18 protein-coding genes are annotated in these 24,274 nt (G+C 49.0%); 8 read left to right on the top strand and 10 right to left on the bottom strand.

Annotation, left to right across the window (positions count from 1 at the left end):
- The first annotated feature begins 10 nt into the window (after nucleotides 1-10).
- Nucleotides 11-1,006 carry a helix-turn-helix domain-containing protein gene (locus MHM94_RS04375; protein WP_235419054.1) on the top strand — a complete coding sequence of 332 codons (996 nt, stop codon included), beginning with the start codon at nucleotides 11-13 and terminating at the stop codon, nucleotides 1,004-1,006.
- A 7-nt stretch (nucleotides 1,007-1,013) separates the two neighbouring features.
- Here the strand turns inward: MHM94_RS04375 and msrA are convergent, their stop codons facing one another.
- Nucleotides 1,014-2,240, bottom strand: coding sequence for a peptide-methionine (S)-S-oxide reductase MsrA (gene msrA, locus MHM94_RS04370; protein WP_235419150.1), 1,227 nt, complete (start codon nucleotides 2,238-2,240; stop codon nucleotides 1,014-1,016).
- A gap of 204 nt (nucleotides 2,241-2,444) precedes the next feature.
- Between msrA and MHM94_RS04365 the strand changes: the two genes are divergently transcribed.
- From MHM94_RS04365 to MHM94_RS04345, 5 genes are all read left to right on the top strand, one after another.
- Entirely contained in the window at nucleotides 2,445-3,746 is a 1,302-nt protein-coding gene (locus MHM94_RS04365) for an MFS transporter (RefSeq protein ID WP_235419055.1), read from the top strand.
- A gap of 78 nt (nucleotides 3,747-3,824) precedes the next feature.
- Complete coding sequence (gene pxpB, locus MHM94_RS04360; protein ID WP_152440698.1) at nucleotides 3,825-4,493, top strand: 5-oxoprolinase subunit PxpB; 669 nt, start codon at nucleotides 3,825-3,827, stop codon at nucleotides 4,491-4,493.
- Entirely contained in the window at nucleotides 4,486-5,427 is a 942-nt protein-coding gene (locus MHM94_RS04355; RefSeq protein ID WP_235419056.1) for a biotin-dependent carboxyltransferase family protein, read from the top strand. Before pxpB ends, MHM94_RS04355 begins: the two co-directional genes overlap by 8 nt.
- 273 nt (nucleotides 5,428-5,700) lie before the next feature.
- Nucleotides 5,701-7,377, top strand: coding sequence for an asparagine synthase B (gene asnB, locus MHM94_RS04350; protein ID WP_151172824.1), 1,677 nt, complete (start codon nucleotides 5,701-5,703; stop codon nucleotides 7,375-7,377).
- Entirely contained in the window at nucleotides 7,358-8,170 is an 813-nt protein-coding gene (locus MHM94_RS04345) for a PhzF family phenazine biosynthesis protein (protein WP_235419057.1), read from the top strand. The genes asnB and MHM94_RS04345 overlap by 20 nt, the downstream gene beginning before the upstream one ends.
- Here the strand turns inward: MHM94_RS04345 and egtD are convergent.
- Nucleotides 8,150-9,118: an L-histidine N(alpha)-methyltransferase gene (egtD, locus tag MHM94_RS04340; RefSeq protein ID WP_235419058.1), complete on the bottom strand. Its 969-nt coding sequence runs from the start codon at nucleotides 9,116-9,118 to the stop codon at nucleotides 8,150-8,152. The two genes, MHM94_RS04345 and egtD, sit on opposite strands and share 21 nt — an antisense overlap.
- Nucleotides 9,111-10,307 carry an ergothioneine biosynthesis protein EgtB gene (gene egtB, locus MHM94_RS04335; RefSeq protein ID WP_235419059.1) on the bottom strand — a complete coding sequence of 399 codons (1,197 nt, stop codon included), beginning with the start codon at nucleotides 10,305-10,307 and terminating at the stop codon, nucleotides 9,111-9,113. The genes egtD and egtB overlap by 8 nt, the downstream gene beginning before the upstream one ends.
- A gap of 199 nt (nucleotides 10,308-10,506) precedes the next feature.
- Between egtB and MHM94_RS04330 the strand changes: the two genes are divergently transcribed.
- Complete coding sequence (locus MHM94_RS04330) at nucleotides 10,507-12,672, top strand: S46 family peptidase (RefSeq protein ID WP_235419060.1); 2,166 nt, start codon at nucleotides 10,507-10,509, stop codon at nucleotides 12,670-12,672.
- A 257-nt stretch (nucleotides 12,673-12,929) separates the two neighbouring features.
- Nucleotides 12,930-14,510, top strand: a complete 1,581-nt coding sequence (locus MHM94_RS04325) for a BCCT family transporter (RefSeq protein WP_022943851.1) — start codon at nucleotides 12,930-12,932, stop codon at nucleotides 14,508-14,510.
- 57 nt (nucleotides 14,511-14,567) lie between these two features.
- On the opposite strand, the gene MHM94_RS04320 is transcribed toward MHM94_RS04325, so the two are convergent.
- The 7 genes from MHM94_RS04320 to MHM94_RS04290 all read right to left on the bottom strand — a co-directional run bounded on the left by MHM94_RS04320 (nucleotide 14,568) and on the right by MHM94_RS04290 (nucleotide 24,141).
- Complete coding sequence (locus MHM94_RS04320) at nucleotides 14,568-15,275, bottom strand: 3'-5' exonuclease (RefSeq protein ID WP_045978740.1); 708 nt, start codon at nucleotides 15,273-15,275, stop codon at nucleotides 14,568-14,570.
- A complete protein-coding gene (locus MHM94_RS04315; protein WP_138508406.1) occupies nucleotides 15,275-17,170 on the bottom strand; it encodes a DUF294 nucleotidyltransferase-like domain-containing protein in 1,896 nt (631 codons plus the stop codon). Before MHM94_RS04315 ends, MHM94_RS04320 begins: the two co-directional genes overlap by 1 nt.
- An 88-nt stretch (nucleotides 17,171-17,258) precedes the next feature.
- Nucleotides 17,259-20,345, bottom strand: coding sequence for an efflux RND transporter permease subunit (locus MHM94_RS04310; RefSeq protein WP_235419061.1), 3,087 nt, complete (start codon nucleotides 20,343-20,345; stop codon nucleotides 17,259-17,261).
- Nucleotides 20,346-20,348: 3 nt separating this feature from the next.
- Nucleotides 20,349-21,365 carry an efflux RND transporter periplasmic adaptor subunit gene (locus MHM94_RS04305; RefSeq protein ID WP_022943847.1) on the bottom strand — a complete coding sequence of 339 codons (1,017 nt, stop codon included), beginning with the start codon at nucleotides 21,363-21,365 and terminating at the stop codon, nucleotides 20,349-20,351.
- Nucleotides 21,366-21,668: 303 nt separating this feature from the next.
- Nucleotides 21,669-22,739: an endonuclease/exonuclease/phosphatase family protein gene (locus MHM94_RS04300; protein WP_235419062.1), complete on the bottom strand. Its 1,071-nt coding sequence runs from the start codon at nucleotides 22,737-22,739 to the stop codon at nucleotides 21,669-21,671.
- A gap of 126 nt (nucleotides 22,740-22,865) precedes the next feature.
- Complete coding sequence (locus MHM94_RS04295) at nucleotides 22,866-23,096, bottom strand: DUF6500 family protein (protein WP_045978864.1); 231 nt, start codon at nucleotides 23,094-23,096, stop codon at nucleotides 22,866-22,868.
- Nucleotides 23,097-23,154: 58 nt separating this feature from the next.
- Nucleotides 23,155-24,141, bottom strand: a complete 987-nt coding sequence (locus MHM94_RS04290; RefSeq protein ID WP_022943844.1) for a rhodanese-related sulfurtransferase — start codon at nucleotides 24,139-24,141, stop codon at nucleotides 23,155-23,157.
- Nucleotides 24,142-24,274: the final 133 nt, after the last annotated feature.

The raw sequence follows: 24,274 nt of genomic DNA, 5'->3' as shown, positions 1-24,274 counted from the left end.
GGAGCTTTGTATGTCCCCTTACAACGTCATGATTGCCCTCTATCCGCATATGCTGGCCACCAGCTTAACTTTGCCGTTTGAGATGCTTCAGGCTGGCTACGCTTATGCCAAGCGCCATGTGCCAAATTGCCGGGCACTGAGTATTGAGCTGCTTAGCCATAACCGAGAGCCGGTTACCGCACACAGCGGATTGCCGTTTTTTCCAGGCCGTAACTATGATGATATTTCGCATTGTGATTTATTGATTTTACCGAGCCTGTGGCGTAACCCCAGACCAGTATTGCGCCAACAAAATGCATTAGTAGCGGCATTACGGGCGATGAACTGCAAGCACACAGCCATGATAGGAGTGGGCACTGGCAATTGCTTTTTAGCGGAGGCTGGGTTGCTGGATGGTCACCCTGCCACCACGCACTGGCATTATGCTGCGCAGTTCAAACGTGACTACCCCAAGGTTGATCTAAAACCGGAATACTTCATCACTCAAGCCGAAGGGCTATACAGTGTTGCCAGCCTTAACGCACTCGCAGATGTGATTGTTCATCTATTAGAAAGCCTCTACGGTCGCGCATGTGCTTTACATGTGCAGCGTAACTTCTCACATGAGGTCCGTAAGCCCTATGAACAGCAGCGTTATCTAGAGGGGATGAATGAACGTCACCCTGATGAGCTGATAGCGCAAATCCAATTTTGGATGAAAAACAACTTAAGCGCTGAGCTGAGTATTACAGAACTTGCAAGCTCCTTTGATATTTCTCAGCGCAGCCTCACCCGGCGTTTTAAACAGGCCGCAGGCCTCAGCCCCAAGCAATATTGGCGTAAACTGAAAATTCAAAGTGCTCAAGAGCTGCTCGCCAGCTCGAACTTAACGATTAACGACATCGCAATGGAGTTAGGCTTTAGTAATCAAGCCCTTCTTAATCGCCTATTTCGTCAAGAGCTGGGGCAAAGCCCCAGTGAGTATCGAGCCTTGGTGCGCAAAAAGCTGTTCGACAGCAGTGGCTGAGACATTGTTACGAACGCCCGTTAAATTCATCCCGAGGCAAAAACTCTAACACCGTCGCATTGATACAATAGCGCGCCTTGCCATCAGGCCCCTCATTGGGAAACACATGACCCAGATGAATGCCCGACGACTTAGAGCGGATCTCAATGCGCTGCATACCGAAGCTATTGTCTTGATGACGAGTCACTTGCCCTGCCACCGGCTGAGTGAAAGACAACCAACCGGTGCCGGAATTGAAGCGGTCGCGAGTATCGAACAGTGGTGCCCCTGATAGTTTATCAACAAACACTCCGTCCGGCGTGTTTTTGAACACCTCATATTGCTTACAAAATCGGCTGTCTGTCCCTTTGGCGAATGCTACCCGGTACGCTTCTGAATCACCCAGTTTAAAGGCGCCGAGTGCTTTGTAGAATAACTCAGGTGGCATATAACCTTGGTGCGCAGCTACTTCTTGGCCATTTTCTATAAATAAAATGGTGGGGGTGGCGTAAGTCTCGGAAGTAATGGTGAGGCCTTGAAGCTGCGAGGCGTAACGTAAATGTACGTCAATCGTGCCCTGATAACTTGCCAACACCTCTTGTTTAAACTTTTCACAATAAGGGCAATAGTTTGGTGAGTCTAAAACGACAATGTGTTTGCCCTCAAGCAGCTGAGTGTTGTCTTGGTGCTCTGTCTCCTTGGCGTTAAACACCACGCCGGTGGAGTGATCCGGACAGTATCCATTGGGATTCTTACGCAAGTAGTCTTGATGATAGCGCTCAGCCATATGGAATTTATCCAGCGGTTTGATGACCGTGGCTATCTTACCGTAACCCGCCTCGCTCAATAATGCTTGGTATTGTGCTTTTACTCGCTGCGCAAGTTCAGTTTGTTCGTTGCTGTAAGTGAGTATGGTCGAGCGATATTGCGTACCTCGGTCATTCCCTTGGCGATTGACTTGGGTGGGGTCATGTTGCTCAAAATAAAACTGTAAAATACGCTCTAATGAGATGGCATTGGCAGTAAAGGTCACTCTAACCACCTCAGCATAGTTGTTCTCATCATAGCGCCGCTTAGCAGCAATGATATTTTTGTATGTCGGTTTGAAACCACGCCCATCGGCATAGCCTGACTGAGCATCGAGCACTCCGGGGAGAGCTTCAAAGCGTTTTTCAACCCCCCAGAAGCACCCTGCTCCGAGCACGACGCGTTCTTTCGCGACACTCATTTGTGCGTCATTGTTGTCTGTGCCCATGGCTGCTGTGCTGGTCACGAGAAAAATAAGAAGAAAAAACAACTTGTTAAACATGCTAGCCTCATTAAACTAAATGATCATAGAAGCCCTGTAAGTACGTAGAGTGAATACAACGGTACCGCCAGACCTATGCTATTGCTTTACGCAGTAGCGTGTCTTTTAGTTGACCGTTCACACCAATAAATTTATTCATTGAGTACACGCATGAAAGACAAACTGACCAAAGAAGCCATATATGAACGCCTCGCCAACGTCGAAGATGCACGCGCTTGTAAAGCCATCGACGAAAATGCCTGCAAAGTGGTGCCCGGCAATTACTTAACCTTGCTACTGGCACAAATTCTCAGCAAGTTTGCTGATGCGCTGCTCAACCCTAAAGTCACCCTGCCTTGGTTGATGCAAAGTTTGCAGGTTCCCAGTGCACTGATCGCGTGGCTGGTGCCTATTCGCGAGTCAGGCTCATTATTACCGCAGTTAGCAATTGCCGACTTTATTCGTACTTTAGCGGTGCGCAAGTGGGTGTGGGTGCTAGGTGCCATAGTGCAAAGTCTTTGTATATTTGCCATGGTCGCAGTGGGGTTAACCTTGCAAGGCACCACAGCGGGGCTTGCTATCATCGCTTTGCTGGTGGTGTTTTCCTTAGCGCGCGGGTTTAATTCCGTCGCTGCGAAAGATGTACTGGGCAAGGTCATCCCCAAGCAGCAACGGGGCAGTTTATCGGGTTTTGCGGCAAGTGCAGCTGGGCTTGCGACCATTACCTTTGGCCTAGGTTTATGGTTTTATCAACAGCAAGGGGATAAATCAGCGGTACTCATTGCCTTAACCTGTGGTGCCCTTGTATGGCTAATGGCCGCCCTCACCTATGGTCGTATTCGTGAATACAGCGGCGCTACAGAAGGAGGTCGAAATGGCCTTCGCCATGCACTGGGCAAGCTCACTTTACTTAAGACTGACAAACAATTTGCGCACTTTGTGCTAACCCGAGCATTGCTATTGTGTTCAGCGTTAAGCGCCCCTTTTTATATTGTGTTGGCCAGTGAACAGCAGTTCGACTTTTCATTACTTGCTTTATTTATGGGAATTTCCGGCGTCGCCAGCTTAATCTCTGCACCCACTTGGGGACGTCTCAGTGATTTATCCAGTAAGCATGTGCTCGTCTTAGGTGCCACCTTAGTTAGCATCAATGGTTTTGCCGTTTATCTGGTCGCGACCTATTACCCTGGTTTGTTGAGTCATATTGCCTTTTTGCCAGCAATGTATCTGGTATTAACCATTGCCCACCAAGGCGTGCGTTTAGGACGCAAAACCTACGTGGTTGATATGGCAGAGGGCAATAAACGTACAGATTATGTGGCGGTAAGCAACACGGTTATAGGGGTCTGTTTATTGGCGTTTGGCAGTTTGGGCTTGTTAAGCCACTGGCTCAACAATGCTGAACTAATTTTAATTTACAGCATTCTCGGCATTGCAGGGGCTATTAGCGCTTTGATGTTGCCACGGGTTTAACTTTATCGCACGCGGTACTTAATTATCCGCATTTATGCTAATTTGCTAGCACAATAACAACAACTCAGTGAGGAGTTTATGGCCACAGCGAGACCTGATCCGCGCTTTTATCATATTGATACCCATACCTTGGTACTCGATTGCAGTGCCATAGACAGCATTGAGCATCAACACAAGCAGCGCATGGTCAATCACTTGGCCAACACATATATAAATCAAGGCTGTTGTATTGATGTCGTCAGCGCCCATCAATGTTTGACTCTGTATTGTGCTCAAGGCACTGATGTTGTGCAGTTGCAACAGCAATTACTAACAGCGTGGCATCAGCTTGACGAAACGACACTCAGTCACGCACACCACGACATCCCCGTGCACTATGGGGGCGAATACGGTATTGATTTAGAAGCCGTAGCTGAGGCCAGCAAGATGAGCGTCAAGGAAGTCATAGAGCTACACAGCAGCGCCTTGTACGAGGTCGATTTTCTTGGCTTTCAACCTGGCTTCGCTTATATCAGTGGGCTCCCCAAAGCACTGCATTTACCGCGCCTAGACACGCCCCGTACTGAGGTGAAAAAAGGCACCGTCGCCATCGCTCACGATAAAACCGCCATTTATCCTGCGCAATCCCCGGGGGGATGGAACCTGATTGGCTACACTGATCTGTGTTTATTCGACAAACATAATACCCCCCCTGCTTTATTTGCACCCGGTGATACTATTCGCTTTGTGGAGGTAGACCATGATTGAAGTGATAAAAAGCGGCCCACAGCTAAGTATTCAGGATTTGGGGCGATTCAATTATCGCCATTTGGGTGTATCGCAAGCAGGCGCTGCCGACAGTGATGCCCTGCGTATTGCCAACCGATTGGTGGGGAACCCAGATAATACGCCAGCGCTTGAAGTGACCTTAGGCATGGCGCAGCTAAAATTTTGCAGTAGCCAGTGCTTTTCACTCAGTGGCGCCGACATGAGTGCTAATCTCAATGGTGCCCGAGTTGACCCAGGCTGGAGTTATCAAGCACAGCCTGGTGACATACTGACTTTCGCTTCCAGCGCACTGAACCTGCGCTGTTACCTTGCTTTTGCCGGAGGCATTGTCGCCACTGCGGAACTGGGTAGCTACAGCACCGATATCATGGCCGGTTTGGGCGCCAATCACGGTCGTGCACTCAGTGCGGGTGAGCGAATAGCCATCCACCCTAGCAACTTTCACCCGCAGGGTTTTGGGGCCCGCTTACCGACCCGCCAAGGGCCTATTCATTTTATCCCGGAACAACGCGATCATGGTTTAACCGCATCAATAAAAAGCGCTTTTATTGAAGGCCGTTGGCAAGTTGCACCGCAAAGTAACCGCATGGGATTGCGGCTGCATTGGCCACAGCATGAGCGCCTAAGCCACTACCTCGGGATCGCCAGCACAGCGGTGAGCCCCGGTACCATCCAATTACCTGGCAATGGCGAGCCCATTGTGTTGCTTAATGATTGTCAGACAACGGGCGGCTACCCTATTCTCGGTCACGTGATCAGTGCAGACTTGCCCCGCTTAGGGCAGGCTCGTGCCGGCGCTGAGTTGCAGTTCGAGGCCGTGAGCCTAGCACAAGCAGAAGCGATCAATGCAGCCCACCAGCATGAACTTAACCGCCTTGAGATTGCCATGCGGGGGCGCCAACACGCTCACTAAGGTATCGCGCTTTGGTTTTCGACACAGTGCACCCCTCACCCTATCTAAGGCGCACCACTTTGGTGCGTCGTGGTTACAGCTATCGACCGAAAATGTGCTAAAGCTGTTGCTTTTTTCCCGCAACAAACTCACTCCGACCTATCATGGTGCATAACAGCTTTTTTATGACTTATTTCAGTGCATTAAATTTGCATTAAAGAGGTAAATTGCGGTGTGACTTGGCAAAATTTTTCTGATACAACAAAGGTGAAGTAACAGGAATGAGGAAAAACCATGTGTTCAATCTTTGCCGTGCTGGATATAAAATCTGGCGCACAAAAGCTGCGCGAGCAAGCCATAGATATGTCCAAGCTATTACGTCATCGGGGCCCCGATTGGTCTGGTGTTTACAGTAGCGATAATGCCATTTTGGTGCATGAACGACTGGCTATCGTCGGTGTTCAAAGCGGTGCCCAACCTTTGTATAACGCCGATCGAAGTCATGTTTTGGCAGTCAACGGCGAAATTTATAACCACCAACAGCTCGCTGAGACGCTAACAATCGATTTTGACTTTCAAACGCAAAGCGATTGCGAGGTGATCTTAGCCTTGTACGAACAACAAGGCAGTGACTTTTTAGATGACTTAAACGGTATCTTTGCCTTTTGTTTGTACGATGAGCGCAAAAATAAATACCTGATTGGCCGCGATCATATCGGTATCGTGCCCCTTTACACTGGTCGCGATGAGCAAGGCAATTTTTATGTTGCCAGTGAGCTCAAAGCACTGTCCCCTATTTGCAATCATATTGAAGAATTCCCTCCGGGCCACTACCTTGACAGTGATATCGGAGAGTATCGCCCTTACTATCAACGCGATTGGCAGCATTTTGACAACGTCAAGGATAACCCTGCAGAAGCCAAAGCCGTACGTGAAGGTTTGGAAGCAGCGGTAAAGCGCCAGTTAATGTGTGATGTTCCCTACGGCGTATTGCTATCTGGCGGGCTGGACTCGTCGGTGATCTCGGCAATAACACAAAAATTTGCTAGTAAACGCATAGAAGACAATGACGCCAGTGATGCATGGTGGCCTCGCCTACATTCATTCTCCATTGGTCTAGAAGGGTCGCCCGACTTAGCTGCCGCAGAGCAAGTTGCCAAACAAATAGGCACCATTCATCACCCCATCCACTTTACCGTGCAACAAGGCATTGATGCCTTAAAAGAAGTGATCTATCACTTAGAGACCTATGATGTCACCACAGTACGCGCGTCCACGCCCATGTACCTAATGGCTCGGCAAATTAAAGCCATGGGCATAAAAATGGTGCTCTCCGGAGAAGGCGCCGATGAGCTATTTGGTGGCTATTTGTATTTTCATAAAGCCCCCAATGCGCAAGAGTTCCATGAAGAGCTTAATCGTAAAGTCTCTAAATTGCATATGTTCGACTGCCTGCGAGCGAATAAATCAATGGCAGCATGGGGGGTGGAAGCCAGAGTGCCGTTTTTGGATAAAGAATTTGTCGATACTGCCATGCGCATTAACCCTGAGGCGAAAATGTGTAAAGACGGGAAAATAGAAAAACACATTATTCGCCAAGCCTTCGAAGGCTATTTACCCGACGATGTGCTGTGGCGACAAAAAGAGCAGTTCTCCGACGGCGTTGGCTATAGTTGGATAGACTCACTGAAGGACTATGTCGATACCCAGGTCAGTGATATTGATATGGCCAATGCCCACTATCGTTTCCCACTAAACACGCCACAAACCAAAGAGGCGTATTTCTATCGCAGTATTTTCAGTCAACACTTCCCAGGAGAAGCGCCAACCCGGTGTGTGCCTCATGGCAAATCCGTGGCCTGTTCAACCCCTGAGGCTTTAGCTTGGGACGCATCTTTTGCCGATAACGCTGACCCGTCAGGTCGAGCAGCCAACACTCACCAAGCGGCCTATGCAACGCCCAAAGCATAGGCTGTATCCGGCAAAATCAAAGCTTGCGCTGCGCTTGAGTAAACGCTTTGGCTGCAGCGCCCTTTACTTTGCCAAGGTATTCAGTCAGCTATCGGGCCGGGGAGCCAACCCCAGTTGGGTGTTTGATGGGCCACGCTTACAAGCCCATCACTGCCGTCATATTTCAATGCGCTTAGCGCCTGTGATGTGCACCTTTGTGGCTAACCACGCTCGTTCACAAGTGATCCAATGGTGGCAAAATGGCCATGCTGTGCGCCGCTGCGGTCACGGCACTCTCGCTCACATTGCGTGCAGCGCCAATGGCAAATCAATGTGCTCCAAAACAGAGCCTCTTAGCGGCGGACTCGCTGTCAATTCTCAAGCGATGTTAACCTTTGACGCGCTTGAAGCAAGCCCTTGCAATGACAACAGCTTATCAAAAATCGTAAACCTGCCTTTGACCTTCACTGGCAGCGAACCTTTTGGCTATGATTTCATGCAATGCGACAGCGACGATCTTCGTTTCCTTGAAGTGGATTTAGAGCACCTTGCTACGCGCCGCAACGCGCTGATCGTCATCAATAAGCCGAGTCACCTTCAACGACATTGGCAATGTCGCTACTTTGCGCCGCAATTCGGTAACCCGGAGGACTTGGCAACCGCATCTGCCCTCGCTGTGATAGCGCCCTGGCTGCACCGTCATTATGGTCTTAATAGCGCAGTCATCCACCAGGGTTCGAGTCGCCTAAACTATAAGTTATCGGGTCAATATGTGCGTATTTTTGCCAAGGTATTAGCGCTGCGGCTTCACTAAGCACAGCGCAAAATCCCCTTGCGAATCGCACCAACTATCTACCAAGGTCAATCCGGCATTGCCAATCAAAGAACTAAAGCTCGCTAACGTGTACTTATGCGAATTTTCGGTATGAATGGACTCTCCTGCACGAAGCGTAAAACGATGATCTCGCACACTGATGCAGGTGTCTTGATTCGCCACCAAATGCATTTCAACGCGGTGTTGTTCACTGTTGAAGCGGGCCTCATGGCGAAAGTGCTCTAAGCACAGATGTGCGCCTAACTCGCGCGCAATACGCGTCAGTAGATTACGATTAAACGCAGCGGTCACCCCTTCTTTATCATCATAGGCGGCCAATAACCGTGGTGTCGCTTTAATTAAATCAATACCAATGAGCACACGGCCGTTGTGACCACACAGAGTACGTAAATTATGCAGCACTTCAATTGCATGGATGGGGGAAAAGTTGCCTAAGGTTGAGCCTGGGAAAAACACCACATTATTGCTGCCATTCAGGCCATGCTGTTGCACTAACGCCTTGATAGTCGGGCCATGGGTAAAGTCACCATGCAGTGGGTGGATGTTCACGTGGGCAAAGCGCTGGCGCAAACGCTGCTGAGTATACAGCAACATTTCTGTGGAAATTTCCAGTGGTATAAAGCCATTTACGTCAGGCATGTTATCCAGTAAATACGCGACTTTCTGGCCCGAGCCGCAGCCGGGTTCGATCACGGTTGCCTGTGTCGGCAAGTGCGCGACGATGCCCTGCGCATACTGTGCCAGCAAGGCCAATTCTGTGCGCGTAAGATAGTACTCTTGCAGCGCCGTGATCTGCTCAAACAATTGCGCACCAAAGTCGTCGTACAGGTATTTGCATGGCAGCGTTTTTTGACTTCGCGATAGGCCATCAATAACGTCATCCAAAAAGCTCTGACGGCAGGTGAATGGCAATGCATGGTTACTCATAGATTCTGTCCTTGGCGAGGCGAATGCCACTACACATCCACCGTTGATGGGGGTAAAAAAAGTTGCGATACGTTAATCGCGTATGCTGCTTGGGGGTGAAATACGACCCACCTCTGAGCACCTGCTGATTCACCATAAACTTTCCGTTATATTCCCCGGCATCGCCCGCAAATGGCCGAAACCCAGGGTATGGCTGATAGCTACTTAAAGTCCACTGCCAAGCGCAGTCATCAATTTGCGCGATATCACAATGACCTGCTTGAGCTTGCTCCATGGCCCACTCCCACTCAAACTCACTTGGCAACCGCGCACCTTTAAATTGGGCGAAGGCACTGGCTTCATAAAAGCTGATGTGACGCACTGGTGCATTCATCGCAAGCGGGATTAACCCTTGGGGGGTGAATTCATACCAATTGTTATTCTGGTAGCGCCAATACAGCGGCGCTTTTATCTGCTGGCGCTGTAACCAACTAAAGCCATCACTGTGCCAAAACTCGCTGCGCTGATAGCCATCTGCGTCGATAAAGGCCAGATAGTCTGCGTTGGTGACAAGATGTGATGCAATGGAAAACTCATTAATATAGACGCGGTGACGGGGCCGCTCATTGTCAAAACTAAAGCCCGCTTGCGCCCCTATTTGCGCATCTGTGTTAGCAAAATCCAGCCACTGTCTGGGTTGCTCGTTCGAGGGACACACTAAGTGTTCGTCTAAAGTCGGGAACAGCGGATTAACACTGAAGTTATAAAGCATATCCATACGCATTAACTCTTGGTGCTGCTGCTCGTGCGCAATCCCTAAATTGACCCACTCTGCGCACTCATCGCTATCATGCTCAAGGGCGGCAACAACGTGGTTATCAACCCAGTGGCGATAATCCATCACTTGGCGCAATGAAGGACGAGATAATACGCCCCGTTGAGGGCGTGAGAACTGCTCACCGATACCTTGATAATAGGAATTGAACAGCACCTTGAAATCAGGATGCAAAGGCGCAGAAATAATCTTTTTTGGCGCAAGTAAAAATGTTTCAAAGAACCAACTGGTGTGCGCCAAGTGCCATTTCATTGGGCTCACATCAGCCATTGCTTGAATTTGACAATCTTCAGCACTGAGGTTTGCCACCAAGGCTTCGCTGTTTTCACGACACTGGCGGTACTGCTCTATCAACGCTTGGGTTGTTTTGGTCACGACACGGACACCTCAAATTATTGTTGTTGTGTTTGAGCTTGGTTCCTAAAGCCTAGACGAGCCTCAGTAATTTTCCATTCCCTTGTTTGTAATCGATTATTTACACATCAGTTGTGAACTTAGCAGCAAAAAGTTGCACCGAGGTGGCAGCTAAGAGACACTTTTGTGGCACTAAAATAACAACTAGGAACTCTTGATTATGCGTTTTCGCTCTCTAAGCGCCCTTGCGCTCGCTGTTGCTGCCTCACCGGCACTGGCAGACGAAGGTATGTGGCAACCTCACCAGCTTCCGGAATTGGAATCTGTGTTAAAGCAAAAAGGGTTAGAAATAGACCCTAAGAACATCTCTAAGCTCACCGAATTCCCGATGAATGCAGTTATCAGCTTAGGGGGGTGTACAGCCTCATTTGTGTCGCCTAAAGGTTTAGTCGTCACCAACCATCACTGTGCGTACGGCTCCATTCAATATAATTCCAGTGCCGATAACAATATTCTGGAAAACGGCTTTTTAGCGAAAAAGCCTGAACAGGAATTACCTGCCGCCCCAGGCTCTCGAGTGTATGTAACCGAGCAAGTCACTAATGTCACTGACAAGGTGAACGCCCAGTTAAACGATGATATGGATGGTAATACACGCTACAAAGCCATCGAAAAAGCAGAAAAATCGCTGGTGGCTGAATGTGAAAAAGACGTCGGTTACCGCTGTAACGTCTATACCTTCCATGGTGGATTGGAATATTACCTGATTAAAGCACTGGAAATTAAAGATGTGCGTTTGGTTTATAACCCAGCCATGGGCGTCGGTAAATATGGCGGTGATATTGATAACTGGATGTGGCCACGGCACACCGGCGACTATTCATTTTACCGTGCCTACGTCAGTAAAGACGGTCAACCTGCAGAGTACAGTGAAGATAATGTGCCGTTCACTCCAGATTCTTACCTGAAAGTCAGTGCCAAAGGCGTTAAAGAGGGTGATTTTGTGATGGTTACCGGCTACCCGGGGCGCACCAACCGTTACCGCACTGCCTCCGAAGTGGCACACCAATTTACCCATGTGTACCCTACTGCTAAAGCCTATCGTGAGCAAAGCATTGATATCATAAAGGCGCAGGCTCCGGAAGGCTCACAAGCACGTATAGCCTACGAGAGTACTTTGGCTGGACTGGCTAATTATGCGAAAAACTATGGTGGCATGATTGACTCCTATCAAAACACTGATATGCAAACACGCAAAGATGCTTTGGCGCAAAAACTTGCGACTTGGATCAAGGCGGACAGCGCGCGTCAGTCGCGCTACGGCGATACCCTTACCCAGCTCAATGAGCTGGTAAAGCAATCGCAAGCAACCAGTGAGCTGGACTTGATTTTAGGCTACATGGGCCGCAGTGCCATGCTCTCTAGTGCGCAGCGTTTATACCGCCTAGCCAATGAGAAGCAATTGCCTGATGCTGAGCGTGAACCTGGCTACCAACAGCGCGATCAAGCTCGTTTTGAAGCGCGCATGACCAGCCTATCTCGTCGTTACGACGACACCGTCGATAGCGCCATCCTCGCCCACTTTATCGACCTTTATGCACAACTGCCGCAAGCGCAGCGTATTGCATCTTTAGATAAAGCCTTAGGGATTGATAAGGGTTATGATAGCGAGGCCATGCGCCAGCGCATCGACTCTTGGTATGCTAAGACCGAGCTTAACGAACAGCAAGCTCGTATCGATTGGATGAACAAATCAGTATCAGAGTTCAAACAAAGCGACGATCCGTTTTTGGCCATCGCTGTAGCCACCTATGATGATATGCGCAGCCGAGAAAAGGCGAAAAAGGCGCTCAGCGGTGAACTGGCTAAAGTACGTCCCCAATATATGGCGGCCATTATTGCCTTTTACCAAGAGCAAGGGTTACCCGTCTATGCTGATGCTAATAGCACCTTACGTGTGACTTATGGCACAGTGAAAGGCTACTCGCCTAAAGACACACTGACCTATACGCCATTTACAACCTTAGAGGGCATCGCGCAAAAGTACACTGGCGAAGCGCCTTTTGATGCACCGAAAAAGCAAATGCAGCTAATTGCCGACAAACAATATGGTGAATACCAAATGTCGTCGCTTGGCTCAGTGCCGGTCAACTTTCTAAGCACCGTTGATACCACAGGTGGTAACTCAGGCTCACCGACGTTAAATGGTAAAGCTGAATTAGTCGGCCTGCTGTTTGACGGTGTAAGTGAGAGTATTATCGGTGATTGGGACTATGATCCTAACCTCAACCGCTCCATTCATGTAGACACTCGCTATATGCTGTGGGTCATGGAGCATGTGGATAACGCCGATAACCTACTTGCTGAAATGGATATCGTTCGATAATTTGCAGTGAAATTATTTTTACTCATAAGCGCCTTCGGGCGCTTTTTTGATCGCCCCTTGAAACATCCCCGTAATGTATAAGATTCAAGCTGTTAGACAATTGGTGATTTACATTTACATTTTTGCTTCTAAACTAGTGTAAGTGATATGGGGCCTATTTTAGTTAGTCTACAAACCACCTTTCTGTGCGCTGGCACGCAGGGTAACTCACATAGGTCTAAGCTCTAAGGGCATTATGACAATAACTAGAGGTATGCATGAGTGAACATCATGATAAGTATAGTATAGAAAATACCGACTACACCGTCGGCCAGGACAACGTGCAAAAATGGGGATTTGATGTCCATAACCCTGTTTTTGGCGTGAGTGCTGGCCTTATTTTGGTGTTTTTAATCGCCATTTTAGTGACCGACCCGGCCACCGCCAAAGGGGCGCTAGATGGTATCAAATGGGATATTATCGGCAACTTTGACGCCTTGTTTATGTGGGCGGCAAACATTTTTGTCATCTTCTGTTTAGCATTAATTGTCTCTCCTTACGGAAATATCCGCTTAGGTGGTGAAAGCGCCAGACCAACTCACTCACGTATTTCTTGGTTAGCGATGTTATTTGCAGCCGGTATGGGGATTGGCTTGATGTTTTGGGGCGTTGCAGAGCCGGTTGCCTATTTCACAGGCTGGTATGAAACTCCCCTTGGTGTTGAAGCAAACACACCTGAAGCAGCGAAGGTCGCTATGGGGGCAACCATGTTCCATTGGGGTTTACACCCTTGGGCTATCTATGCAGTTGTCGCGTTATCTTTAGCTTTCTTCGCCTACAACAAGGGCTTACCTCTCTCTATTCGCTCTATTTTCTACCCGTTACTGGGCGATCGCGCTTGGGGCTGGCCTGGTCACATCATTGATATTTTAGCTGTTCTTGCAACTTTATTCGGTCTTGCTACCTCACTGGGTTTAGGCGCTCAACAAGCCTCCGCAGGGATTAACCATGTGTTTGGCAGCGACGGCGATATTGGCATGCAAGTGGCCGTTATCGCGGGCGTCACCTTGTTAGCCATTGTCTCAGTAGTGCGCGGTATCGATGGCGGCGTAAAACTGCTCAGTAACGTCAATATGGCCATTGCCTTTGCATTACTGGTGTTCGTTGGTTTGGTGGGCTTTGCCGCAGCAATGGGCAATGTGCCTAATACCATTATGGGGTATGTTGAAAACATTATTCCACTTAGTAATCCGCACGGTCGCGAAGACGAAGCCTGGCTCCATGGTTGGACTGTGTTCTACTGGGCATGGTGGATTTCTTGGTCACCGTTCGTTGGCATGTTCATCGCGCGTGTATCCGAAGGCCGTACAATTCGTGAATTCTTAACAGCGGTACTGCTGATCCCGACGCTCGTAACCGTATTGTGGATGTCTATCTACGGTGGTATTGCTATTGAACAAGTTATTGATGGGGTTGGTACCTTAGGTGAGAAAGGCTTGACGGAAGTTCCTCTGGCGATGTTCCAGATGTTTGAACAACTGCCTATGGCAAGTGTCCTTTCTTTTATCGCCATTGTTTTAGTATTGGTATTTTTCATCACCTCATCTGACTCTGGCTCTTTGGTTATCGACTCGATTACCGCTGGCGGTAAAGTAGATGCACCTGTTCCTCAGCGTATATTCTGGGCAACCGTGGAAGGCGCCATTGCCGCTGCACTGCTATGGATTGGTGGTACTGAGGCCATAGAGGCGCTGCAAGCCGGCGCTATATCCACAGGCCTCCCCTTTACCATTGTGCTACTGCTAATGTGTGTAAGCTTAATTTTAGGCCTGCGCACCGAGCCTCGCCCTGGTAAATAGTTAACCTTAACCTAAGTAAAACGCCGCAATATTGCGGCGTTTTTTGTATCTAGGGTGTCACTTCCATAACTGCGACAGCGGTGTGTCAGGGCGATAATGATAACGCAACTGCGCTTGCAGTAATTCGGCGGTCGCAAGAGCATCTGTCAATGCGTTATGACCCTGATAGGCCGGCAGGTTATAGCGCAGCCGAGTGTCCCCCAAGCGCAAAGAGCCAATCTTATCTTTAAATAGCCGACCTAATAAGCCACGACGTGCTAGTAGCGCTTGGTGCTCAACATCCATGGTATCAATCAACGCAAACTCGATCCCCTCACCTATGCGCCGCTCTAATGCATTAAAGAAAAACGGCCGCTCAATCGCATGGTAATGAACCACGGCTACATGCCCGGCGAGAGCCTCAAGTACAGGCTCTAATACGGCGGTTAAATCCGGAGCATTGGCAATTTCAGAATGAGTTATACCATGAATAACAATGGACGATTCTGCTAGCTGCTGGCTTGGCTTGACCAACCAATGCCCCGATCGTTGGCAATAAATGCGATGCCAACTAAACGGCACCACACCAATGCTGACAATATCATCGTTGCGAGCATCTAAACCTGTGGTTTCAAAATCTAAAGCCGCAAAGGGCACATGTTCTAAAGGGGTATCTCCAGCGGGGATACCAGCTTGATAAAACTGCCTCAGTTGCGGCGACTGGCATTGCTTCGCTAGTGCTTGATAGCGTGATGGCCAATCAAGCAAAGACGCTTTGTTAGCCATTACTTCAACCCTGCGCCGTTTTGATAACGGAATTTTAAGAAGCTTTGTGCTTTTTCTAAAATCGCAAAAGCCTCTTTGAGGTTTCGTTGCTCGAAAGGCGACAGCAAATGCGGGTCTAGGTGATTGTCCGGTGCTTCGCCTTGCTCTATTTGCCATGCTTGGTGACGAATACGGGTCATGGCAATGTATTCAAGTGCATCGCGCAGATCCTGTGCCTTGCCCTCAGGCAATAACTTGGCTTCAATAATATCTTCTAGGCGTTCAAAAGAGTTTTGCTTACGCGAGCTGACCGCTAAGGCATGGACCCGCACCACGTCAGTCAACGGCGCTGTACCACGGCGTTTAAGGTTAATTGAGCGCTTGTGTTCACCATCATGTTCGAGTACGAACCCTTTAAAGAACCCCAGTGGCGGAGTTCTATTTCGCGCATTAGAGGCGATGTTGGCAAGGAAGCGACGGTTTGCTTTGGCTTCTTTAGCAATAAAGGATTTTAGTGCGTCGGCCCATTTAGTTTTGCCCCACACGCCATCGAGGTCAAAAAAGATAGAGCAATGCAATAGCGCCTGAGGTTTAGGCTCGGCTATCCACGAGGCAAATGTGTCTCGCCACTGCGAGCGTGTAAGGCGCCATTTTTTAAACGATGCCATAATTTCACCGTCGCAATAGCTGTACCCGCACGCAGCGAGCCCATCACAAACAAAGTCCGCTAGCGCTTGAAAGTACTCGTCATGCTGCGCTTCATCAAAGCTGTCATCGAGAATAATGGCATTGTCTTGGTCCGTCACTATCAATTGTTCATCTCGCGCCATTGAACCTAAGGCGATAAAACAATAAGGGATAGGAGGAGGTCCTAGCTTTTCTTCTGCTAATGCTAACAGCCGCTGTTTAAACGTACGACCAATCACCGCCATAGCTGTGCCTATCATGTGTGAATTGGCATCTTCATTAACCATACGCACAAATACAGAGGGTAATTGCCGAGCATAATGAGTGAGGTCTTCAACGCTTTGCTGCGCAAGGATACCGCGCACTAACAATAGGCTACTTTGCGATTCATAGCGCAAAATATCAGAAAGTGAAATGACACCGATGGGCCGACGTTTATGCAAAACCGGCAAATGGTGCAAGTTATCACGCAGCATCGCTAAAACGGCTTCAAAGACATAGTCATTGGCGTCTAACAGCGTAAGGTTAGTCGACATAACTTGCTCAGCAGCAATAGCTAAAGACTGCCCCTGCGCCACAACCTTAGTGCGTATATCGCGGTCTGTAATAATACCCACGACTTGCCCATCATCTTCTTCTGGGTCATCGCTAAGAGGCTTGTTGGCATCAGTGACCAACACACTGGATACGCTCTCTTGGGTCATCAAAGCCGCAACCTCCTGCACACTGGCAGTGGTGCTGACAGTAACCACATCACGATGTAGTAAAACCTTGAGTTTAGCGGTAGTCAAATCATTACTATCAGCTTGCTCAACAACGGCTTGGTGCAAACGAACATTGCCATCTGCTTCAAAATAATCCGCAAATGGCTCAAATTTATCGCAATAGTCACTAAATAGCTCAACACTAATGCAATACACCAGGGTGTCTTCCATTGCTTTGACGGGAAAGCGCACTTTGCGGTTCATCAATAAGCCCATTTGGCCAAAGATGCCGCCTTCGTCCATACGGTTGTACAAGTCCCCATTGCGCCGATACGACTCCACTGAGCCACTGCGGATCACGTACAAATCGGAAATGTCATCGCCATAATTGAGAATGTCAGAGCCGGCGCGGAAATACGCTACCTCGACCTGTTGAGCAAGATTATTAAGGGCATCTTCGGGGAGATCGTCAAAGGGTGGATGGGCACTCAAAAATTGTGCAATTTCGATTTGCTCAGCTTGCATAGTGCTGCCTTTAAAGGTGCTAATATACTGAGCTTAATACAAAATTGCTGAAAAAAAAATGTCCGCACCGGGTGCGGACATTTATTTATTAATGCGCTTGTTCTAATTCCTGCGCCAGTTGTTTGCTTTCATCACCTCGGGGCGAGGTGAAACGCGCCAGTCCTAAGTAAATCACCGGAGTGAGGAATAAAGTAAACAGCACCGCTAACGCCAGACCACCGAAAACCACCCAACCGATGGCGTTACGTGCTTCCGCCCCTGCGCCGGTGGATAAAATCAGCGGTAAGGCCCCCAGTAAGGTGGACACTAAGGTCATCGCAATGGGACGTAAACGCACCAGCGCAGCGCGCTCAACCGCCTCTCGCACAGGGTGTCCCCGGTCACGCAGTTGGTCGGCAAATTCCACCAACAAGATTGCGTTTTTAGCAATCAAGCCAATCAGCATCACTAAACCAATCTGCGAATAGATATTCAGCGATGTACCGGTTAGATACAGTGCTAAAATCGCCGACGTGATACCGAAAGGTACTGTGATCATCACCACCACAGCACTATTAACACTTTCGAATTGCGCCGCAAGAACCAGTAACACAATGACAAAGGCCAATACATAGGTCATCAGTACTTCATTGGCCGTTTCTTCAAAGGTCAATGCCTCGCCTTTGAATGCCAAAGTGATGCCACTGGGCAAGTGCTGCTGCGATAAATCTCGCAACTGATCAACGAGCTGCGCCATTGGCATTTCCGGTGGCAACTCCATATCCATTTCTATGGCGCGGCGCTGCGCATGGCGCTCCAGCTCTGCAGCCACCCCTTCTTCGCTGATATTAGCAACAGAGCTCAACGGCACCAATTGACCATTGCTGGCGCCAACATACAGGTTTGCTAGGTCGTTAGGAGAATTGATAGTACGATTTTGTGCTTGCAGCATAATCGGGATAGATTGGTCACCGACATTTAAATCCGCCACGTCGTCGCCATTGATGGCTGCGCGTAAGGTGATGGCAATGTCACTTAGATCAACACCCAGCTCTTGTGCCCGACGGCGGTCGATATTAACTCGCAGCTGCGGCTGCGACGGCTGATAAGAAATGCGTACTGGCGCCACTTGTGGGATAGCCTTTTCCACTTCAGCGGCGAATTGTTGGGCAGCAATAAAAATTTGCTCATAATCTTGGCCCAATAATGCCAGCTCGACCCCACCCCCTTGACCGCGCAAATTCAAACTATTAGAACCAAATGCGCGCGCAGGTGCGCCGGGTATATCGCCTAATGGCCCGCGAATTTTGTTAATAATTTCCTGTTGGCTAAAATGACGCTCATCCCAATGCTTTAATGGCACAGTGATAAAAGTAATATTCGGATCCCACTGCCCAACCACGGTATAGATAGATTCTATTTCGCCACTTTCGACGTAGGGCAACAGTATGTCTTCCATTTCCTTGGCTTGGCGGTCCATAAAGTTGAGACCGACGCCATCAGGTCCACGAGCAAAAATACGGATTTTACCCCTGTCTTCACTCGGTAAAAGCTCATTTTCTAATTGCGAATAAAGTGCCCCCGACGCCACAGCCACCAAAGCACAGGCAATTAACGTAAGCCAAGCATGGTTCAGTACTTTGTGAATACACCACTTGTAAACGTTCGCCAGCGCATGCCCTACTTTACCAAACACATGTTTGCCGCCGCTTTTTAGTTTTAGTTTCGATGTCAAAGCAGGCACTAAAGACAACGCCACAAAGCTGGATATAATCACTGCCCCAGCTAATACACCCCCAAATTCACGAAATAATTTTCCTGCGGTAGAGGGTAAAAATGCGATGGGTACGAAAACAGCGGCTAACACGGCGGTTGTCGCCACCACCGCAAAGAACACCTCGCGCGTTCCCACTACAGCAGCCGCACGACGCCCAAGGCCTAAGCTTCGTTGGCGCTGAATATTTTCACTGACAACAATGGCATCATCAACTATCAACCCGGTCGCTAATACCAAGGCCAGCAAGGTCAAAATATTAATAGAAAAGCCCAGTGCCCAAATCAGCGCTAACGACCCCACCAGCGCCACAGGGATGGCGAAGGCCGGAACTAAGGTGGCACGCCATGAACCAATAAACACCCATAAAGTAATGACCACCAAAATGACGGTGAGCACCAAAGAGTTTAACACCTCATCCACTGAGCTGCGGATAAACTGTGCATCATCTGAAGTCAGCGTGAAAGTCATCTCAGGGAAGCGCTCACGCATTTGAGTTAATAGCGATAGCACTTCATCAGAAATTTCGATGGTATTAGACTGGGCTTGGCGGATCACTTCCATGCCTATTACAGGCTGGCCATCTAAGCGCACCATGGAGCGTGGGTCGGCCGGGCCAAAATAGACCGCTGCGATATCGGCAATGCGGGTATCATCGCCGACGATAATATCCCCCACTTGCTCGGCCGTGACCGAGGTGGCATCGGCGCGCACGATTAATTGCTGATCATTCGATTTTAAACTCCCCGCCGGCACATCAAAGGGCGCTTGGCGCAGGGCATCAGCAACATCGGGGACAGTCAGGTTAAAGCTGCTCAGTTTAAGTGGGTCGATACGCACTCGCAGCACCCGCTCTCGATCGCCATTGAGGCGCACATCAGCGACACCGGGAATGGTCAGAAATTGCGGTGCTAAATCAGTCTCAACTCGCTCTGTTAGCGCTTCCAGTGACAACGCCTCACTGCTGACCGTCAATGACACCACCGCCTCGGCGTCATTATCGGCTTTGATTATTGAGACACGCTCGACCTCTTCAGGGAGTTCGCGTTGAACCCGTGCCACCGATTCTCGCGTTTCGTTGGCGGCATCATCGAGGTTCACGCCTGGGCGAAATTCGACTACGATTCGAGAACTGCCTTCCTCACTTTGCGCGCGAATCGACTTCACGCCGCTTACGCGGGCTACCGCGCCCTCAAGCTTGCTCGTCACTTCCGTATCGACCGTTTCTGGAGAGCCACCAGGGAAAGACGCTGACACAGTAATACGAGGGCGGTCGACATCGGGTAGCTCACGCACTTCAACGCCTGCAATAGCGGCAATGCCGGCAATAATAATGAGTAAGTTGAGTACCACAATGAGGACCGGCCGGCGAATCGCCATCGACGGCAAGTCTTGGATATGGGCAGATGTTTGCTCGCTCATCACTTACTCCTTGCGTGCCAATGCAGGTTGTTCAAAGCGCACACTTTGCTGAGGTCGTAAGCTTTGTACCCCTTCGACTATGAGGTAATCACCGGCATTTAAATCACCGCTTACAAGCAAACGCCCGGATAACCGTTGTGCTATTTTTACATCGACGCGAGTGGCCTTGTTATCGACGCTTTTCCACACATACGGGCCCGTTGCCCCCCATAAAAGAGCGGCTTCAGGGACAACCGAATAAGCCTGCCCTTGCATGTTTAGATTGACACGAAAACCCATGCCCGGGATAAACTGCTCATTGTCGTTGGCTATTTTTGCTTTGACACGAATAGTGCGGTTTTGCGCATCGATTCGCGAGTCCATATAAGCGATATCGGCACTGAGCTGTTTTTGCGTGTGCCAAGGCACTACGGTGACACTGGCACCACCGCGCAGCATAGGCACAGCCGCTTCTGGGGCTTTAAAGTTGATGTACAACGCACTGATATCATCAATACTCGCAATCGCGGTTTGCTCGGTGATGCGATCGCCAACTTCCACGTCGGTCAGCCCCATTACACCACTGAAAGGAGCGCGCACTTGACGGTCTTGCAACTCTGCTTTTGCCACTTGCAGCGCCACTTTGGCTAAGTCTCGCTGCGTCAGCGCGTCGTCACGTTCGCTTTTAGGGATAGCGCCTTTAGCGAAGCTGTCTTCTAAGCGTTTTAATGTTCGCTCTGCATCGGCTAATTGTATTTGCGCTTCTTGAAGCGCCGCGCTTTGTAAGCGTGAATCAAGCTCCAATAGCAAGTCGCCAGCCTGCACTTCATCCCCAGGCTGAAAATACACACCGGTGACGCGATCACCCACTGCTGGGTAAAGCACAACCGAGCGAATCGCCTCCGTACTGCCGACCGCCTGAACTTGCTGCTGTGCTCGCTCTTGGCTCACGGCATTGACGACCACACGCTTGCCCTCAGCGGCCAGCGCATTGCTAGATACTATGAAACTACAAATTAATGCACAAAATACCTGCTTCAAGGAACTCCACCTTCATTATTGTTGTTGGCCACAACCATTGGCCGCTTTAAATTAATACTCTGTGTACGTAGTGTAACAGCTCTGTGATCAGCCTTGACGCTAAGCTCGATCAGTGACCACTGTAATGCGACTAATCGCTTCCCCTTTTTGGGAAATACAATACATAGCGTTATTTAATCACATAGAGCTGCGGACTCATGCTGACTTTGCATATCTTTACTTTGTGGATAATCAAGGGATGGTTGTTAGGCTCAACGCCAAGTGGATGCTGAAATAGGCGCAGCTTTGAGCCAATAACTTAGCTCAAAGCACGTCCTCTTTTGTCACTGGCTTTTGCGCCGCTATCTCCTGCGCTTGTTGCTTATCTTGTGCATCTGCGTTTATTCCCTGCTGCTGGCGGCCCTGCTGCGGGGAGAAAGTAAGTGAAGCGTATAATGGGAAATGATCTGAGCCAATATTAGGCAGTGGCCGAATCTCATTTAAGGTGAAATGGCGAGAGTGAAATAAGTGGTCCAACGGCCAGCGCACCAAGGGGTAATCAGCATGAAAGGTATTAAATAACCCTCGACCTATACGCGGGTCTAAAAGGCCACTGACTTTTCTAAATAACCGTGTAGTACGCGACCAAGCCACATCGTTTAGGTCGCCGGTTATAAGCGTCGGTATCGATTGCTCAGCCACACGTCGAGCCACCACCAATAATTCAGCATCACGGGGAGTAGAATGGCTATTTTCAGTGGGACTCGGTGGCGCTGGATGAAGGAAATGCACCCGCACTTTGTTCCCTGAGCGCAGTACCAAGTCGCCATGAATAGATGGCACATCATCCTCGACTAAATAACGTATTTCACTGTTTTCTATGGCTAAGCGCGAATAAACATGCATACCATAGAGGTTATCCAACGGACACTTTATACTGTACGGCCTTTGCGCTAACAACACATCCAGTTGGTCCTGCCACCATTGGTCAGACTCCAAAGTGATCACCACGTCCGGGTTATGTTCATGAATAAGCGCAAGCAGAGCTTTGCTATTGCGGTTGGTCATGAGAACGTTAGAAACCAAAATACTTAGGCTGTTGTCACTATCTTGGCTCTGACAACTATGCACTTCTTTACGCCACACTGGCGTATACGGTAACACCCACCATAATTGCCATAGCAAGCAACCGAGCGTCGCAGTGACCATGAGCCAGGATGCAATGCTTGCAAAAGAAAGAAAGTATGCTTGCAGTATTAGTAAAAGAGTCGCCATGGCCGCAAACTGTAAACGCGGGAAATCAAAACCCCGAACACTCCAATGACCGATAGGTAATAGGGGTAAACAGGTCGCTAAAACGAGAAACAAAGTGACTGCCCCAAGCGCCTCAAACATGGCCTTTCCTTCTAATTGTTTTAATTCGGCTTTGCGCCCTGCACAGCTTTTTATAAAAGCACATAAGCTTATGAAAAAAAAGTGTGTTGTATATAGTTGATGGTGATAGGTAGGTCGTTGTGGTCGTCACGACGATAAAGACTGCTCACTGATTAATAGGCTCTTTACTTTATGTGCTTTTTCAAAATGATCGAGCCGATGGGTGTGAATCCACCAAGTAGCCGCCTCCATCAGCAGCTCTGGGTCATCATTTTTATTTTTGAAAAAAGCGTAGAAAGATAACCCTACCTGCTCCCCTTTGCGCGCGATTTGTTGCTCGCATTTAGCTATCATTGTGCTGCGTAGTGTCGCTCTCATCATCCTTGCTCTTTAAAACGAAAAAGGAAGTGTTCAACACTTCCTTTTCGGTGGCTAATTATTTGCTAGCAGCGCGTTGCTGCTCTTTGAGCTTTTGCTTTTGCTCTTTGCGCTTTTGTAACATTTCTTGGGCCTCATGGCCAATATGACCCTCACCACGCTGCTTCGCCAAATCGATTTGCTTTTGGCGCTCTGCAAAACGTTGGCGCTGCTCCTCGCTCAAACTGTCATGACAGTGATGACAAGACACACCCTGCATGTACTGCGGCTTTTGCTTATCGTCTTCGGTAATAGGCATACGACAGGCATGACATTGGTCGTATTGACCCTTGTTTAGGTCATGATCCACAGCAACACGGTTGTCGAATACAAAGCACTCACCTTCCCACATGGTTTCTTCCTTAGGCACTTCTTCTAAGTACTTAAGAATACCGCCTTCAAGGTGGTAGACCTCTTCAAACCCCTGCTCTTTCATATAAGCTGTGGATTTTTCGCAGCGAATGCCGCCAGTACAGAACATGGCTACTTTTTTGTGCTTTTTAGGGTCAAGGTTTTGTTCGGCCCAATTTGGAAATTCGCGGAACGTTTTCGTTTGCGGATCAACGGCATTTTTAAAGGTACCAATTTCTATCTCGTAATCGTTACGGGTATCCACCAACACCACTTCAGGGTCGCTTATCAACGCGTTCCAATCCTTGGGTTTCACATAGGTGCCCACCACTTCTCGTGGGTCAATACCTTCAACACCCATGGTGACTATTTCTTTTTTCAGCTTCACTTTGGTGCGGTAGAAAGGACATTCATCGTCAAAAGACTCTTTGGTAACGATATTAGCGAGGTTAGGTTGCTTATCAAGCCACCCAAGTAAGGCATCAATCCCTTCGCGTTTACCCGCGACCGTACCGTTGATACCCTCTTTGGCAAGCAGTAACGTACCACGTACGTCATTAGCAAGCATGACATCTAAAAGAGGTTGGCGAAGTTGTTCGAAATCAGGCAGCGCAACAAACTTATACAGCGCGCACACGACGTATTGATCAGACATAGTAACTGTTACCTTCAGTGCTTTTAAAACGAAACCGAATCGTAAATCCGGCGCAATGGTCGGCGTATTTTACTGATTGTGGTGAAAAACGCAAAATTCACTGCCAGTGAACTGTCTCATTACGTTATAATAG

It is taken from the genome of Pseudoalteromonas sp. CNAT2-18.1, assembly GCF_022347865.1.
GTDB lineage: Bacteria > Pseudomonadota > Gammaproteobacteria > Enterobacterales > Alteromonadaceae > Pseudoalteromonas > Pseudoalteromonas ruthenica.
Note: the sequence above shows the minus strand (reverse complement) of the source record. Positions and strands in the feature narration are given on the sequence as shown.